General features: G+C 63.7%; 21 protein-coding genes and 3 pseudogenes. 10 read left to right on the top strand and 14 right to left on the bottom strand.

The window, feature by feature from the left end; genetic code table 11:
* Positions 1-122, top strand: a pseudogene (locus tag VB777_RS02285) (IS1595 family transposase); the annotation flags it as partial.
* Here VB777_RS02285 and VB777_RS02290 read toward each other — a convergent pair.
* From VB777_RS02290 to VB777_RS02300, 3 genes are read right to left on the bottom strand one after another with little or no spacing between them, the layout of a single operon-like run.
* Positions 115-1,209 (bottom strand): restriction endonuclease subunit S, encoded by a 1,095-nt coding sequence (locus tag VB777_RS02290; RefSeq protein WP_323246830.1) that lies wholly within the window; start codon positions 1,207-1,209, stop codon positions 115-117. The pseudogene VB777_RS02285 and the gene VB777_RS02290 overlap by 8 nt on opposite strands.
* Positions 1,200-3,605, bottom strand: a complete 2,406-nt coding sequence (locus tag VB777_RS02295) for a class I SAM-dependent DNA methyltransferase (RefSeq protein WP_323246832.1) — start codon at positions 3,603-3,605, stop codon at positions 1,200-1,202. The genes VB777_RS02290 and VB777_RS02295 overlap by 10 nt, the downstream gene beginning before the upstream one ends.
* A gap of 3 nt (positions 3,606-3,608) precedes the next feature.
* Positions 3,609-3,758, bottom strand: coding sequence for a hypothetical protein (locus VB777_RS02300; protein WP_323246834.1), 150 nt, complete (start codon positions 3,756-3,758; stop codon positions 3,609-3,611).
* 365 nt (positions 3,759-4,123) lie between these two features.
* Here VB777_RS02300 and VB777_RS02305 point away from each other — a divergent pair, with 365 nt between their 5' ends.
* On the top strand, positions 4,124-4,783 hold the full coding sequence (locus VB777_RS02305) for a plasmid pRiA4b ORF-3 family protein (protein ID WP_323246836.1): 660 nt from the start codon (positions 4,124-4,126) through the stop codon (positions 4,781-4,783).
* A 16-nt stretch (positions 4,784-4,799) separates the two neighbouring features.
* Here VB777_RS02305 and VB777_RS02310 read toward each other — a convergent pair whose 3' ends face one another.
* The 3 genes from VB777_RS02310 to VB777_RS02320 are packed head-to-tail and all read right to left on the bottom strand — an operon-like array spanning position 4,800 to position 6,368.
* The gene (locus tag VB777_RS02310; protein ID WP_323246838.1) at positions 4,800-4,934 is read right to left on the bottom strand and encodes a hypothetical protein; all 135 of its coding nucleotides are present in this window, start codon (positions 4,932-4,934) and stop codon (positions 4,800-4,802) included.
* Positions 4,927-5,631 carry an HD domain-containing protein gene (locus VB777_RS02315; protein ID WP_323246841.1) on the bottom strand — a complete coding sequence of 235 codons (705 nt, stop codon included), beginning with the start codon at positions 5,629-5,631 and terminating at the stop codon, positions 4,927-4,929. Before VB777_RS02315 ends, VB777_RS02310 begins: the two co-directional genes overlap by 8 nt.
* Positions 5,632-5,681: 50 nt before the next feature.
* Positions 5,682-6,368, bottom strand: a complete 687-nt coding sequence (locus VB777_RS02320) for an alpha/beta family hydrolase (RefSeq protein WP_323246843.1) — start codon at positions 6,366-6,368, stop codon at positions 5,682-5,684.
* Positions 6,369-6,801: 433 nt separating this feature from the next.
* Between VB777_RS02320 and VB777_RS02325 the strand changes: the two genes are divergently transcribed.
* Entirely contained in the window at positions 6,802-7,263 is a 462-nt protein-coding gene (locus VB777_RS02325) for a hypothetical protein (RefSeq protein ID WP_323246844.1), read from the top strand.
* 31 nt (positions 7,264-7,294) lie between these two features.
* Here the strand turns inward: VB777_RS02325 and VB777_RS02330 are convergent.
* Positions 7,295-7,537: pseudogene (locus VB777_RS02330) on the bottom strand (AbrB-like transcriptional regulator); the annotation flags it as partial.
* Entirely contained in the window at positions 7,507-7,713 is a 207-nt protein-coding gene (locus VB777_RS02335) for a hypothetical protein (protein ID WP_322758633.1), read from the bottom strand. The pseudogene VB777_RS02330 and the gene VB777_RS02335, both read right to left, overlap by 31 nt.
* 296 nt (positions 7,714-8,009) lie before the next feature.
* On the opposite strand from VB777_RS02335, the gene VB777_RS02340 reads away from it, so the two are divergent.
* From VB777_RS02340 to VB777_RS02350, 3 genes are all read left to right on the top strand, one after another.
* On the top strand, positions 8,010-8,330 hold the full coding sequence (locus VB777_RS02340; RefSeq protein WP_323246885.1) for an MTH1187 family thiamine-binding protein: 321 nt from the start codon (positions 8,010-8,012) through the stop codon (positions 8,328-8,330).
* 201 nt (positions 8,331-8,531) lie between these two features.
* Complete coding sequence (locus VB777_RS02345; protein WP_322758635.1) at positions 8,532-8,714, top strand: conjugal transfer protein TrbI; 183 nt, start codon at positions 8,532-8,534, stop codon at positions 8,712-8,714.
* A 179-nt stretch (positions 8,715-8,893) separates the two neighbouring features.
* Entirely contained in the window at positions 8,894-9,586 is a 693-nt protein-coding gene (locus VB777_RS02350; protein WP_323246845.1) for a DUF547 domain-containing protein, read from the top strand.
* On the opposite strand, the gene VB777_RS02355 is transcribed toward VB777_RS02350, so the two are convergent.
* From VB777_RS02355 to VB777_RS02370, 5 genes and pseudogenes are all read right to left on the bottom strand, one after another.
* Entirely contained in the window at positions 9,568-10,299 is a 732-nt protein-coding gene (locus tag VB777_RS02355; protein ID WP_323246847.1) for a TIGR04283 family arsenosugar biosynthesis glycosyltransferase, read from the bottom strand. The genes VB777_RS02350 and VB777_RS02355 overlap by 19 nt on opposite strands.
* An 11-nt stretch (positions 10,300-10,310) precedes the next feature.
* Positions 10,311-10,763, bottom strand: a complete 453-nt coding sequence (locus VB777_RS02360; RefSeq protein WP_323246850.1) for a rhodanese-like domain-containing protein — start codon at positions 10,761-10,763, stop codon at positions 10,311-10,313.
* Positions 10,764-11,029: 266 nt separating this feature from the next.
* Entirely contained in the window at positions 11,030-11,248 is a 219-nt protein-coding gene (locus VB777_RS02365; protein ID WP_323246852.1) for a hypothetical protein, read from the bottom strand.
* Position 11,249: 1 nt separating this feature from the next.
* Positions 11,250-11,324: pseudogene (locus tag VB777_RS17355) on the bottom strand (hypothetical protein); the annotation flags it as partial.
* A 43-nt stretch (positions 11,325-11,367) separates the two neighbouring features.
* The gene (locus tag VB777_RS02370) at positions 11,368-11,586 is read right to left on the bottom strand and encodes a hypothetical protein (protein ID WP_323246854.1); all 219 of its coding nucleotides are present in this window, start codon (positions 11,584-11,586) and stop codon (positions 11,368-11,370) included.
* Positions 11,587-11,633: 47 nt separating this feature from the next.
* Between VB777_RS02370 and VB777_RS02375 the strand changes: the two genes are divergently transcribed.
* Together VB777_RS02375 and VB777_RS02380 are read left to right on the top strand one after the other, a co-directional pair.
* Positions 11,634-12,236: a short chain dehydrogenase gene (locus VB777_RS02375; protein ID WP_323246856.1), complete on the top strand. Its 603-nt coding sequence runs from the start codon at positions 11,634-11,636 to the stop codon at positions 12,234-12,236.
* Between the two features lie 543 nt (positions 12,237-12,779).
* Positions 12,780-12,959 carry a hypothetical protein gene (locus VB777_RS02380; RefSeq protein WP_323246858.1) on the top strand — a complete coding sequence of 60 codons (180 nt, stop codon included), beginning with the start codon at positions 12,780-12,782 and terminating at the stop codon, positions 12,957-12,959.
* A gap of 21 nt (positions 12,960-12,980) precedes the next feature.
* Here VB777_RS02380 and VB777_RS02385 read toward each other — a convergent pair whose 3' ends face one another.
* Entirely contained in the window at positions 12,981-13,388 is a 408-nt protein-coding gene (locus VB777_RS02385) for a hypothetical protein (RefSeq protein ID WP_323246860.1), read from the bottom strand.
* Positions 13,389-13,478: 90 nt separating this feature from the next.
* On the opposite strand from VB777_RS02385, the gene VB777_RS02390 reads away from it, so the two are divergent.
* Together VB777_RS02390 and VB777_RS02395 are read left to right on the top strand one after the other, a co-directional pair.
* Positions 13,479-13,898: a DCC1-like thiol-disulfide oxidoreductase family protein gene (locus VB777_RS02390; protein ID WP_323246862.1), complete on the top strand. Its 420-nt coding sequence runs from the start codon at positions 13,479-13,481 to the stop codon at positions 13,896-13,898.
* Between the two features lie 23 nt (positions 13,899-13,921).
* On the top strand, positions 13,922-14,719 hold the full coding sequence (locus VB777_RS02395; protein WP_323246863.1) for a hypothetical protein: 798 nt from the start codon (positions 13,922-13,924) through the stop codon (positions 14,717-14,719).
* The last annotated feature ends 21 nt before the right edge of the window (positions 14,720-14,740 follow it).

Raw genomic sequence — 14,740 nt, forward strand, 5'->3', positions numbered from 1 at the left:
TCACTTACCGTTTCAACCGGCGCTTCAATCTTTCGGCGATGACAGACCGGGTGGTTCATGCCGTCTGTATCTGCACCGCACGTCCCGAGCGTCTCCTCAGGAGAGCGGAGCTTGCTACCTAATCAAGTTGAAGAAAGAAGGCTTTAGGTTTGGGTAAGCGCTTGTTGCGGTGTGCTCTACAAGCTTTGACCGTGCACGCCTGCTCTTGAGTGCAAACCCAACGAAGTAGCCATCTGCTTTGCCTCTTTGAGGCCTGATGATGCGAACAAAATTGGACGCCGAATAGACTCCGTCTTGGTCGCAAGTCCATGACTTGCCCAAGCCGTTGCCACTTGCGGTCATTACTGTGTCGCCAGTCCTGCAACCAGCCAATGAACTCTCATGATGGCTTAAATACCTGCGTGCCGCGCCGATAAGCCGTCCGTCTTCTGAGATATCGCCAGCCCTGATAACACTGGTGGAGTGCATTGCTTCACTTCCCGGCTCAGTGCGTCCCCAAAAGCCCGTAATCTTCTCTGCGACTTGAGATATTGCAACCGTCTCCCATTTCCCCGCAAACCCAGGCAGTCGCCGCTTGCCGGTGAGCAGCTCCTGCATGGCGGCCTGCTTGAGTTGTCGTTTCTTGGTGATGAGAGACTGAAGTGCTTCGACCTGGGATCCAACTGCTTTAATGCTCGTCGCAATGGCCTGTTGGCCTTCTATATTGCTGGGCAACGCTACTTTTAGGCCGTTAAGCACGCCTTGATTAAGATTGATCATGGTCGACCCAACAGACGCATTCTCAATAGACGTAATAACCGGCTTGCTTGAGAGAATGAGTTGGAGGAATTCAGCAGAATAGCCTTGATTGGCTCGTATGATCATCGAGCCAGTCCCGCACAGCCATCCATCCTGAGCTGCTGCGACAACGGCACATCTTCCCATTTCCCCCCTTCTTCCGATAACGATGTCCCCTTGTCTCAGCCTGAAGTCGGCAAGCTCGGTAGCTCGCTGAGCGGTAATAGTCATCTCATATGTGGGCACAATCGCCGCGTCAACTATGTGCATTGGGTTGACGATAGGGATTCCGTTATCTGTGTAATCTTCCTTGTGTAGCGCACTTCCAAATGGGCCTGTGCGGAACCTGGCAACTTCTCCCAGGCGTTTCACATCCCAGTCCTCTGGGATCAGTCCCACCTCTGTCTGCTTGTAGCCCGGCTTCAGTTCCATGTGAACCCCATCCGCTCCAGGTGTCCGGCCACGCGTGCTTCCAGTTCCTCCACTCGCTCGCTGATCGCTGGTAGTGCCTCGCCGTAGCGCTCGCCCAGCTCCTTGAGGCGACCGGTGAGGGCCTGGCTCACTCGTTCAACTTCGGCAGCCACCGCCTGCTCCAGGCTGGCCAGCCACTTGCCATCCACCACCAGCTCCCGCACCTCGGTGTCCGTGAGGCTGTCGTAGCGGCCGTAGGCCTGGTCGTCGAGCTCGGCCTCGGCTGCCTTGAGGGCCTTCTTGGTGGCGGCCTCCTCGTCGCTCAGGTCCAGCCACTCCCTGAGCACGGCCAACTCCTCAGCGGCTTCTGGATCCCTCCTGATCTCCTTGATGCGAGCGTTCACGGCTGCCTTGTTCACCTTGTCCAGCTCGCTGAAGGCGCCCTCCTCGCCGCCGTGCTCCTCCTCCAGTTCTGCCAGGCGGCTGCTGGCCTCCTCCAGCTGGGCGCGCAGGGCCTCGATCAGCTCCAGATCACCGGCGAATAGCTGCTGCACCAGCAGCTCCTTGGGCACCAGGTCGCAGGCCCAGCCCTTGTCTTTGGTCTTGCCCTTCTTGTCGGTCTCCAGCACCCGGTAGGGCTCGGCGCGCCAGCCCTCGGCGCTGATCGCATACACGTCGTCCTGCATCGTCTCTGCCCACTGGTCGAGCAGCAGCTGGTACACGGCGTAGGCATCGATCAGGGGCTGGTCCTCGTAATGGGCCAGCAGGCCCTCGCTCAGTTCGCGGACCACCGCCTTGGGATGGCAGCCCGGCTCCAGGGCCATCAGCTGGGCCGTCGCCTGCTGGCGCCAGGCCGCAAAGTGCCCGGCCATCCCCGCCAGGAAGCCGGCGAACTGGGAATGGGCGGTGATCGTGGCCTTCAGCTCCGCCGGCGGCACCGCCAGCTCCAGATAGCCGGGCCGCAGCGGCTGGAACAGGACCTCGCGCAGCTGAGGGCACACCTGCCAATAGGCCTGCAGGGCGTCGATGTCGCGCTCGGGAATGCCGCCGCGCAGGTGGGCTTCGATGTCTTGGAGGTCTTCCGCTTCTGAACTGTCGATGTAGCGGGGCAGGTTGAGGTTGTAGTCGTGCCCAGCGATCTCCTCGTTGGGCACGAAGCGCGAATAGCCGGGAACCTCTAACTGGCGTGTGAACACATCCACGATCTTGTGGATGTCGCGCTCGCGCAGGCGGTTTTTGGGGCCGTCCTTGATGTAGCCCTTGCTGGCATCCACCAGGAAGATGCCCTCGCGGCTGCCGGCGTCGCGCTTTTCGATCACCAGGATGCAGGCGGGGATACCAGTGCCATAGAAAAGGTTGGCCGGCAGGCCGATGATGCCCTTTATCAGCCCTCGCTGGATCAGGTTCTTGCGGATCTCGGCTTCGGCGTTGCCGCGGAACAGCACGCCGTGGGGAAGGATGCAGCTGCCCCGGCCCGTGCTCTTGAGCGTGCGCACGATGTGCAGCAGGTAGGCATAGTCGCCCTGCTTATTCGGCGGCATGCCAAAACCTTCGAACCTGCCGTAGTACTTCGTGGGCTCGAGACCTGTGCTCCAGCGTTTGTCTGAGAAGGGTGGATTGGCGACAACGAAGTCAAACTGCTTGAGCTGATCACCCTCCGTCAGCTTGGGGTCTGCAATGGTGTTTCCTTGCCAGATCGTGGCGGTGGGGTTGCCGTGCAGGATCATGTTCATCCGCGCCAGGCCGCTGGTGGCTGCATCCTTCTCCTGGCCGTAGAGCGTTACCGGCGTGCGCGCAAGGGAAGCCACTTTCAGCAGCAGTGAGCCAGAACCGCAGGTGGGGTCGCAGACCGTGGTATCCGCTGATGTGACCTCCTTGTCGATTCCCAACACCTGGGCCTTGATGCGGCTTACCTCCGAGGGCGTATAGAACTGCCCTTTGCTCTTGCCGCTTTCGCTGGCGAAGTGGCGCATCAGGTATTCGTAGGCATCGCCAAGGATGTCGTCGTCGTCAGCCCGGTTGCGTGAAAAGTTGAGCTCCGGCTTCTCGAAGATGGCGATCAGGTTGGTGAGCCGCTCCACCAGCTCCTTGCCGCTGCCGAGCTTCGCTTGGTCGTTGAAGTCGGGGAAGTCGCTCTGGCTGAGCTGCTGATTGGCCGCCACCAGTGGGGCGATGATCTTCTTGTTGATGTCATCGCCGATCTCCGCCTTGCCCTTGAGGGCCACCATGTCAGCGAAGCTGGATCCCTCGGGAATCACCAGTGGCGCATAGGGCTGGCCGGCGTACTTGTCGCTGATGTACTTGAGGAACAGCAGCACCAGCACATAGTCCTTGTACTGGCTGGCATCCATGCCGCCACGCAGTTCATCGCAGCTGGCCCAAAGGCTCGAATACAGCTCGGATTTACGGATTGCCATGGTTCAGGCGGCCTCCTCTTCAGTGGCGGCCAGCAGGGCTGGGGGGATGTCCTCCAGCCAGCCATGCCGCGAGAGACGTTGCAGACGGCGGCTCAGTTCCTGCACCTTCTCAAGACAGCGCATCACAGCAGGCAGAAGCGCAGGGGCAGGCATCGCCGGGCAGAAGGTCAGCATGATCGCTGCCACCGTATCGGTGTTGCCTGCCCCTGCGCTTCTGGCGGCCTTTCCTGTCGTCCATCGCCATGGCTCCGGCCCGGCGGCCCCCGCCAATGACGAGCTTTCGCCAGGGGGACGATGCTGGCCAGCTGGGCTCTCTGAGGTTGGAATCTGTGTCTTGACTGCCTGGGCCACCTCAGCCGTTCCCACTGGCGCCGGGGTCACTGGCACACCGTGCTGCATGGACAAAAGTGCCAGATGTGGCGGATGCAGTGCTTCCAGCCGGTGGGCGTGGGCCTTGGCTACGCCGCTCTGACAGATCGGAGTGTCATCGCGATCCTGGGGTGGGTTCTTCTGTGTCCATGCCCTCTCAGCTCAGGCATCCTCCGGCGGACGTTGCAGCCCTGCAGTTGCAGGTGACCCTCGACGGCATCGAGCCCCCCATCTGGCGCCGTCTCTGGGTGGAGGACACAATCACCCTGGGGCGGCTGCATGAGGTGCTGCAGATCGTGATGGGCTGGCAGGACTACCACCTGCATCAGTTCATCACCGGTCAACGCTTCGACGACCAGATCTTCTACACCCCGCCTTGGGATGACGGGTTCGGCGATGACGCGTTCATCGCTCGGCAGCGCGATGAAACCCGCGTCAAGGCCCGCACCATCCTTCCCCTGGTGGGCGATTCCGTCACCTATGACTACGACCTGGGCGACAGCTGGGAGCACACCCTGCTGCTGGAGAAGGTGGTGCTGGTCAATCCGATGGAGCAGTGGTTGCCGTGGTGCATCGACGGTCGCCGCGCCTGCCCGCCTGAGGATGTGGGCGGCACCGGCGGCTACGGCAGGTTCCTTGAGGCGACTGCTGATCCCAGTCACGAGGATCACGCCAGCCAGGTCGAATGGGGCGGCGACTTCGATCCGGAGCATTTTGACCGCAAGGCGGTGAACACTGCCCTGTGGTGGTGGGCCAAGGCCGCGCGCGGCCGTCACTGCAAGCTCCGCCCAGACCTCAGTGATCGCTGATCAGCCGGTAGTCACTTCAGATCAGGCCCATCGTCTGGCGTGCTTCCCAGTTGTCCGGTTCGCGGTCGATCAGCTGTTTCAGCAGGGGCACCGCCTCCTCCCGATAGGAGATCGCCATGGCCGGTAATGGACTGCTCTCGGGTTCAGGCATCAGAAGCTCCACCGGGTGCTGATGGCTCCAAGGATGGCCGCTGCCGTCTCTCCTCATACCCCGCTGCCCACACCGCCGGGGCGATGCCGGCTGGAACCAGCCGCCGGTAGGCCTCGCTGGCCAGGATCTCCTTCACCGCTTCTCCGAGCAGCTCATTGGAGCGGCTGCCGGGCAGGCGGTGGCTCAGGGTCTGGTGGATCCGCAGCAGATACCAGGCACTGCCATCGAGGCCGGCATTGAAGCGTTCCCAGCTGTGGGGATCGCGGCGGGCATCGAGCACCATGTCACGGGCGTTGTGGGCCTTGTCGGCTGCCGTCACCCGCAGGGAGCCGTCGCTCTTGTGCTCCAGGGCGGCCACATAGCGGGTCTTGCGCAAGAGCCAGGGCTCCTTTGGGGCACCTGGCGCCACTGGCCCCTGAGTATCGGTGCAATCGCGCACGATCCCGGCCACCTCCTCGCCAAAGCGCTCGGCGATCGAGCTGTGGCTCTGGCCCGCGTCTTCGATGGCGTCGTGCAACAGGCCGGCGATCGCTTCGTTTTCGCTGCCGCCGTCTTCCCAGACCAGGCCGCTCACGGCGATCAGGTGGGAGATGTAGGGCACACCCTTGCCCTTGCGGCGCTGGCAGCGGTGCAGCTGGGCGGCCCAGAGCAGGGCCTCGTCGTAGCGCTCGCTGTGGGTTGGGGATTGATGGGCCATAGGTGAATCCGGATGGGTGGATCCGGTACTGATGGGCTGAAGCAGCGGCGTCAATCGGCTGCCTGGCTGGTGAGCTCCAGCAGCTCCGTCAGGAAGGCGTGGCTGCAGGCCACCGCCGTGGCCAGGTTCTGCTTCTCGCTGAGGCCAGAGCTGCGGGTGGGCTTGAAGCTGTGGTCGCCGCAGGGGATCCACTGCAGCTGCACCTGGGGCGAGAGGCTGTAGGTCGCCACCTCTTCCGGGCGGCCGAATGTGTCGCGCTCCCCCTGCAGGATCAGGGTGGGGGTCTGCAATGCAGCCAGGTGCTCGGTGCGCTGCTGCTGCGGCTTGCCCGGCGGATGGAAGGGATACCCCAGGCAGAGGCAGCCACGCACCCCGCCGCTGGCGGCCTGTTCGTCCACGAGCAGGCTGGCCACCCGACCGCCCATCGACTTGCCGCCGATGAACACCGGCCGGCCCGGTTGCTCCGTCTTCTCGAGCCGCACCTCTTCGCGGAACGTCTCCTGCAGCACCGGCATTCGGTCAAGCCCCTGGCGGCGGCCTGTCTCGCGCATCCGGGCCACATACGGAAATTCAAAGCGCACCACGCGCCAGCCCCATTGCGCCAGACCACTGGCCATCGCCTCCATGAAGGGGCTGTCCATCGGCGCACCGGCTCCATGGGCCAGAAGCACGGTGGCTGCCGCCGCGTCGGGACCATCAATCAACCGCGGTGCGGTGGCAAGGGCCTCGTTGTTCATGGATCCATCCTGGCGGCGCCTCTCTCACTGCCATGAGATCAGATTCCGCAGAACAAAGACCTTCTGGTTGAGCCCAGCTGGACGGTCCCATCGCCCACTCAGGCATTAACCCCTATTGCTCTGAACCGTCAGCTGTCCGATCGTGACCCCATCGTCACCCGGGAGGCTCCAGCGCATGGAAGACACCCCACCTGAGCAACCGTCAGGAGTGAGCTGACGATCCGGCCCCTGCTCCAACACTCTCAAAGGATCACTGACGTTCCTGGCGTGTAGCCAAGTCGCCGTCCATTGCACCGCTTTAGGTGCCCCGGACCCAACGGAACGTCCCGATAGACACCTGGCCCCAGGTGCCAGCGTCAGCAGCTCCGCCCTCCACACCATGATCAAAGCCCGGTGGCTTCGTCACCGGGCTTTGTCGTGCAACCCCTTGGCCATGGCTGACCTCACTCAGATCCACCAGGCCCTGGTCGAGGACTACCGCGAGTCCTTCCAAGTCGCCGCCGGCAAGCTGCTCGCCCAACCCAGCTGGACCCTGGAAGCCACCGTGGTGCTGATGCACCTCAACAGCGGTGAAGTCACGATCGGGCCGGTGCAGAACTTGCCCCTATGGCTGGAGCACCTCCCGCCTGAGCTGGATGTCTTCGTGCGGCTGCAGGAGCAGGGGGTGCCCTTCGAGGAGGCCTACGCCCAGTGCCTGGCCGAACAGGGACAGGAGTTCGTCGCGGCCTGTGAAGCTGCCAAGCGCAGCAAGCCCCTGGTCACTCACGACAACCTGGCCGAGCTCACCGCCCTCTCCCAGAAGGGGTTTGCCAGGCAGCCCCGCGAGCTGCTGGCGCTGGCCCAGTGGTCCGACCATGTCAGCGGCTTCCTGGTGTCCTGCGAGCCCTTCCGTTGACCTGAGAGCGACGGCCCCGCAGGCGCCTGGTTCACTCCTCGTCGTCAGCTCCACCCACGGGGGCCAGGCGAATCTGCTTGCGCCCCAGCTTGATCTCGAACTCATCGCCGGGCTTGAGGTCGAGCAAGGCGGTGTAGGCCTTGCCCACCAGCAGGTTGCCGTTGTAGCCGATGGCTTCCGCGCAACGGCAGTGCACCTTGGCCACATAGCTCAAGCTGCGGCCAGCCTTCGCTTTCGCCTCACTCAGGGGCGCGGCTCCAGTCCCTCCAGCGCCGTGCCCAGCTCACCGATCAACTCTTCATCCACCTCAGTGGCGGTGAGTTCCTCGTCCACCAGGTCCTGGATCAGGGGGTGGAATCGCACCTCGAACCAGTTGCGGAACACCTCGTAGGTGCGCGCTGCCGGCCAGGTGCCGGTGTCGCCGATGCCAGTAGTCGAGCTCCGCCTCAACAATCGCCTTCAAGACCTCCTCGAGGATCTCCTCGGCCTCCTCCTGTGTGTCGTAGTCAGGGATCAGGTACAGGCAGGGCTCACGGGCTCCGGCAGCGTCCACATCCAGCTCAAGTCCCCGTGCCCAGTTGAGCAGTTGCCCGCTGGTGTGGATCCCCACCGCGCAGCGGTTCACCACGGCCATGGCCCACCCGGCGGCGTTGGCCAAACGCCAGACCTGTTCACCTGAGCAGTCATGGCACGGAGGTGGCCAGGAGGATGGGACCCTCTCAAGGAAGGCTCCTGAGGCACGTCCGATGAAGGTGATCGTCGATCTTTGCGTTGTTCCGATCGGGGTCGGCGTCAACCTGGCGCCCTGCATCGCTGCGTGTGAGCGGGTGCTGCTGAACGCCGGCCTCAAGATCCAGCTGCACCCCAACGGCACCGCGATCGAGGGCGAGTGGGGACCGGTGTTTGCTGCGATTGAGGCCTGCCATTCGGCCGTACACGCCATGGGCGCTCCCCGCATCTTCACCAACGTGAAGGTCAACACCCGCACCGATCGAGATCAGACGCTGGAAGACAAGGTGGCGAGCGTCGAAGCGTTGCTCCAACAACTGCCGGAAGGGGGCCAATGAAAAGGGCGCCCCGTGTCGGGCGCCCTACTGCTTCGCAGAAGCCCAAGGGCTAGGGCAGGTTGCAGGGTCTCGGCCGCGCTGCCCTGGTCGAGGTCTCTGATCCATGGATAGATCCGCTGGACCGTCGTGTCAGTACGGCAAGCCGTTCCCTCCCGGCGAAGGCGGCAGACTGGGTTCATCGGTACGGAGCAAGGAGAGGCCATGACCACGACCCTGGAGAAACCCGCCACGCTGCAGTGCGCCTGCCCTGGCTGTCACTGCACGGTGCAAGAGGACAGCCCGTTCCGCAACGGCGCCCTGCTGTTCTGCAGCGAGGTCTGCGCCAAAGGGCACCCCAACGGTGAGCCTTGCCAAGCCGGCTGTGGCTGTGAATGCCATGGCTGAATCGGCTCCACCCTCTGCGGGGCCGATTCCCCTGGAGCTGCCAGCTGGCGTGCACCAGCTCTGCCGCTGCGGCCGCAGCCGCCATGGCTGGTTCTGCGATGGCGCCCACCTCGGCACCGGCCGGCTATTCCGCGAATTGCATCGCGAGCAAGTCTGCACGCCACCACCCCTGCCGAACCATGAAGGACCTGCCCGCCTGGAATCATCTCCTCCAGCACTACGTGGACCGGGCGGGCCGGGTGGATTACGAAGCCTGGAGAACCCACCACCCCGACACCCTCAACCGCTGGCTGGCCAGGCAAACTGCTGATACCCACGGCCGACAGGATCACATCGCCCACTGGATCAACCTCTACAACGCTTTCACAATCCAGGCGGTGCTCTCGGCCTATCCAATCGCGTCGATCCGCCCCACCCTGATCGGCCTGCCGAACTGGATCGGGTTCCTGCGATTCTTCCAGCGGCGCGTGCATCGCCTTGGCAATGAGTTCTTCAGCCTGGCGCAGATCGAAAACAGGATGCTGCGCCAGTGCACTGGTGATCCCCGCATCCACTTCGCGATCGTCTGCGCCTCGTTGGGTTGTCCGCTGCTGCGTCATGAGGCCTACACGCCGGAGCGGGTGGAGGAGCAACTGGAGCAGGATGTGACCCGCTTCATCAACAACCCCGCCAAGGTGACATTCGACGCTGAGAGGGGCGTTCTGTACTGCAGCAAGATCTTCCGGTGGTACAAGGCAGATTTCCTGGCGGTGGCGCCTTCCCTGCCCGACTACATCCTTCCCCGCCTGGGCGGCGTTTCGGTACAGGATCATCAACCCCGGATCGCGTTCCTACCCTACGACTGGAGCCTGAATCAGCGGATGTCCTCGTAGAGGCGCTTCAGGGCCGCCGGTGGCATGCCCAGACCCCAGAGCACGCCGATGGAGAGATAGATCGCAGCGGCCTTGCCGGCGCCCCAGCGTTGCACTCGCCGGTCGGAACTGATCACCACCCGGTTGATCAGCCGGATGCGTCCCTGCCTCAGCAGCCGCAGGCAGAGATCGCCGTCCTCCAGGATCGGCAGAGCTTCGTTGAAGCCACCCACCTCCCAGAAGGTTTGCCGGCGACAGATCATCACTTGATCGCCGAACAGCAGACGCAGTCCGCGCCAGTACAGGTGGGGGCGAAACAGCAATGGCGCCAGATGGGTCTTGAGCAGGTTCAGGGCCGAAATCCCCCAACGGGTGGTGTCTTCGCCACTCATCAGCGACACGAAGCCCGCCCCGGCGATGGCCTGGTCCTCCAGCACCCGCTCCGCGATCGCCACCAGATCGGTGGGAACAAGGGTGTCGGCATGCAGAAAGCAGAGCAGGCTGCCGCGGGCCTGCCGCGCGCCTGCATTCATCTGGATCGCCCGGCCCGCTACTTCGCAGGGGAACACGTCCACACCCGCCGCGGTGGCGATCGCCAGGGTGGCGTCGCAGCTGCCGCCATCCACCACCAGCACTTCGAGGGCCGGTGGATCGAGGGCATGCACATTCGCCAGCGTGCGTCCCAGGCTGGCGGCCTCGTTCAGGGTGGGAATGATGATCGACAGTGGCGCCATGCCAGTGCCTCTCATCGGTGCGGCTTCAGGAGCAGACCCCAGAAGCGATTGAACGGATGCACAAGCGTGGTGGGTTGGCCCTCATGCACCAGCTGATGCCCTTGATTCACCCATTCAAACAGCCCTCCCTCCAGATTCACGGCCTTCCGGAAGCCCCGCTCCTGCAGCCGGTTCACCACGGCAGCACTGCGCACCCCCACCGCACAGCACACCAGGATCGGCCGCTCCCTCGAGGCTTTGCCCAGTGGGCCTGAGAGCGGAATCACCTCCCCATCCCCGATAGACACCGCGCCTGGGAGGCAACTCACGTTGAATTCGGCGGTCGTGCGGGCATCGAGAATCAACCAGTCGCCAGCCTGCTGCATCGCCAGGATCTTTTGCAGGCGATCAGGACGAATGGAGGGAACTGATGAATAGCGCAACCGGATCCACTGCTTCAGCCAGAACCACAGGAAGCTTCGCATCGCGAACCAGCCAGTAGGTGATCACCACGACTAGGTGCTGAATAGCAGTTGCAGCACCGTGAATCCCGCCAGACAGGTAGCGGCCAGCAATGGGATTGTATGTAGCACGAATGAGACTCCCTGGTTCTCCTGTCTACTCACGCCGCCTGCCCCATGCGTGCCAGTGGAAGGCCCGGTGTGGAGAACAACAGACACATTCACAGATGAAGTTGTGTTGCCGATTGCGTGATGATCGCCTCTCGTTGCCTTCAGGACACGAACCACCGCTAGAGCCAGCGCACGAAACCACCCACCACCGGCACCGCCAGCAGAATCAGCGGCCTGCGGTCATTGAGCGCATGGGCAGCTTCTGATGCCGTGCCGGGGCCGCCGCCGCCGCAGACCACCACCACATCGGCGCTGAGCACCTTGATCACGTTGCGGGCCTGCCCCCATACCGGTGAACAGGGCGAGATCCAGCTCTGCTGTGCTCTGCCTGCCGTCACCGCTTGCTTCATCGGGCAATACCCCCACCACCAGGTGCCCCTCCACCCGAGCTGCGCCGCGGCTGGCCGCATCCATCACCCCCGCCGGCCGGCCACCGGTGAGCAGCCCCGCTGGCGGGTCATGTTGTCAGTCCAGCCCTGGCAACGACTGGTGAGGTGAGCAGCGGGATGCAATTGGGGCCGGCGTGGTGCCTGAACCAGTGGCAGGTCATGCAGACCTTGCGGCTGCGGGTGCGTAGCAGCACCTCCTGATCGCGGTAGGGCCACTCCTCGATCGGTTGCTCCAAGGATCCACTGTCGCTCATCGACAGGATGGGCTCAAGGTTGGGAAGCAACACCGCAAGGGATTATTTTTCAGGATCGGCCAACGAAGAGACGTCTTCCTATGAGAATTGTCCTCATCGGAGCCGCTGGGACCATCGGCCAGGCGGCTGATCAAGCCCTTGCAGAACGGCACCAACTGATTCGCGTCAGCCGCACCAGGGGCGATCAGCAGGTGGACATTGCCCAGCCGGAATCCATCCGAGCGTTGTTTGAAGCGGTGGCTCCGTTCGACGCTGTGGTCTGCGCAGCTGGGCAGGCCGCTTTTGGATCAATCGCAGACTTGTCCGATGACGACTTTCAACTCGGTCTCACCAGCAAGCTGATGGGGCAGGTCAATCTCGTCCGTCTGGGTCTGGCTTCGATCTCAGATGGAGGCTCGTTCACACTGTCAAGCGGCGTTCTGGGTCGGAATCCTGTTCCAGACAGCTGCTCGATTAGCATGGTCAATGCCGGCCTCGACGCCTTCACGCGGGCAGCAGCGCTGGGGATGCCCCGAGGGGTACGCATCAACGTGGTGTCGCCACCGTGGGTTCGCGAGACGCTGCTTGCATTGGGGCGCGATCCCACGCCAGGTTTGTCCGCTTCGGTCGTGGCGAAGGCGTACGTCGATAGCGTGGAAGGCGAGATGACCGGCGAAAGACTCGATCCACGCGACTACGTGTAAGCAGATGCTTCAGACTCCGGCTCTTGATCCTATGCTGGGGGGTCTGCTTCTAGCGCATGAAAGATGGCGCCACAGTGCTGTCCTTGGCGGCAAAGTACCTGTTGGATGGGGATTTGGATCTGGCGCTGGAGCTTGTTGGCAATCAATGTCCGAATATTCCATGGGACAGTCGGAAGGCAGCGCCTGGAGGGAGTGGAAAAGAATGAAGAAGTGCTCCTTTGCCGTCGGAACTTGTTGAGGCCAGGACCTATACACAGCTTCAGTCGCTCCAGGTGTTCCATGATGATGGTTGCATTGATCGGTACACCGGTAGAAGGCTCATGTGCCCTGCGGCGTTGTACGCGCTATCCCATGCAATGCCATTGGTGTTTCCATGCAATTGACACGCCGGTGGAGCGAGCCCTTTCCGCCCTGCGCAAACTGCGCAACGCCTTTGCCCATTCAGCAGAGTCTGCGTCTCTCGCTGATCAGAGCCGCAGCTCCCGGTTGGCAGAGATCTAGGCGGAGGCTCGCACCAATCCCCTCTGGGCGCCGCGGGAAACCGTGCTGGCCGCCCAGTTGCCTTCCCCCCAGGGGAGCCTCGACCCCCACCTCCGCGGCTACATCCTGTTGATCACGATTCCGGTGGCCTTCCTGGAGGCCACGGCCCAGCAGCTGGAGCCCTTCAAGCCGCCGGTGGTGATGGGGTTCTCGGGTGTGATGCGCCAAAGGACCACTTGGTGAGCAGTCCTGAGAGCAATCGGCTCAGCTCCTCTCCCCTTGGCCGCTGCTGTCGCTTGTGATCTGTCCATCCTGAAGCTGCACGATCCTGTCACTGCGATGGGCCACCGCCGGATCGTGGGTCACCAGCACCATACCCGCCACCACCCGACCCCCCTGATCCACCAGCAGCTGGCTGACGCGCCCGGGCTGCTTGGGGCTGATGTTCACAGGCGTGATCGGCCGGATCGATCCCGCCGCCGTCACCCGGATCGCGATCGCACGCTGCTGCACCGCGGCTGCCTGGGCGGCAAGCGCACGCTCCTCCTGCGAGGGCCGGTTCTGCTGCCACAGCAGCCAGCCGCCACCGGCTAATCCAACCGCCAACAGGGCGATCAGGGGCAGCCGCATGCTGAGCCCATGGCGGCCTGGCGTGAGGGTCGGTGGACCCAAGGGAAGGGAGAGCGGAGGGTCTGCGTCCACCACCCTCCCTAGCCAGGGTGACCAGACTGTGACCCAGGATCCCGATCGTCGTGACAGGCCATGACCCCGACCCCTGATCCGGTGCTCGTCTACGACGGTGGCTGTCCGTTCTGCAGTCACTTCGCCGTTCTCAGCGAGCTGCGCGGTGGGATTCCCGGTCTGCGGATCGTCGATGGCCGCGACGCTGCAGAGCTGCGGCACCGGCTGGCAGAGCGAGGCTTCCATCTGCGGGATGGGGCGATGCTGCTGCAGGGGGAGCAGGTGCTGCATGGCGCTGCGGCGATCACCTGGATCTGTGAGCGCCTGCGCCCCAGCGCCCCCTTGCTGCAGGTGCTGGGTCCGTTGTTTCGGGGACCGGAACGGGGCCGGCGCCTCTATCCGTTGCTCCTGCTGGGCCGCCGCCTTGCCCTCGCCCTGAAAGGGCTGCCCGTGGATCCGGATGGGCCGTCGGTGCCGCTGATGCAGCATGGCCAGCGGTAGATCCTTGGGCGCTCAGGAATCCGATGACCGATCCAGCCACACCTGATGCAGCCACCTGGCTGAGCGATCTGGGTGATCTGTTCGATCGGGTGGAACAGGTGGCCGGTGTGCCTCTGCAGGCCCTGTGGGTGTCGGAGCTGGAGGATCAGTCGATCCTGCTGCCCGCCAGCGACGCCGATCCGGTGCATCGCATTCTCTACAGAGACAACACCCACGAGACCACGCCCTATCTGGTGGCGATGGAGGCGGTGCAGCTCCTGCGCGTTCTGCAGGCTCCCGGCGAGCAGCAACTGGCGATGCTGCCGCGGCGGGAGGCGCGGGAGCGGGTGGTGAGCGAGGCGGAGCGACGCAACCGGGATCTCTCGCTGGCGCAGCAGCGTCAGGTGGGGCTGAATCTGTACAACACCACCCTCAGCCAGTTACGCACCGTGCCGCCGGCGATGGCGGTGGATCACTGGTTGTTCGAGCAGTTGCCCCAGCTGCGCAGCCGCCAGGACGCTTTCCTGCGGCAGCAATGCCAGGAGCTGGCGGAGGGCCTGGCCCTGGGCATGGATCGGCGCATGCCACCCCTGGTGCTGCAGGCCAACCGGGCCATGGATGCCGCCTACGCGATCCATGCCGCCACCCTCAGCGGCGTCCCGGAATTCTCGCTTCCCTACCAGGGAAGTGCCTGGGAGGAGCTGGGCACCGAGCTGCTGCAGCTCGCTCAGGCCTCGACCTCGGATGCGGCCGAAGCCACCGAGGTGAGCGATCCGGATCGCCAGGTGATCGATGCCTGGGCCGAACGCCTGGGCATCGCCCGCTGGTACGACTGGAGCTGAAGGGCTGCTGACGTCAACGCC

The sequence above is a fragment of the Synechococcus sp. CCY9202 genome (assembly GCF_034931685.1).
GTDB lineage: Bacteria > Cyanobacteriota > Cyanobacteriia > PCC-6307 > Cyanobiaceae > CBW1002.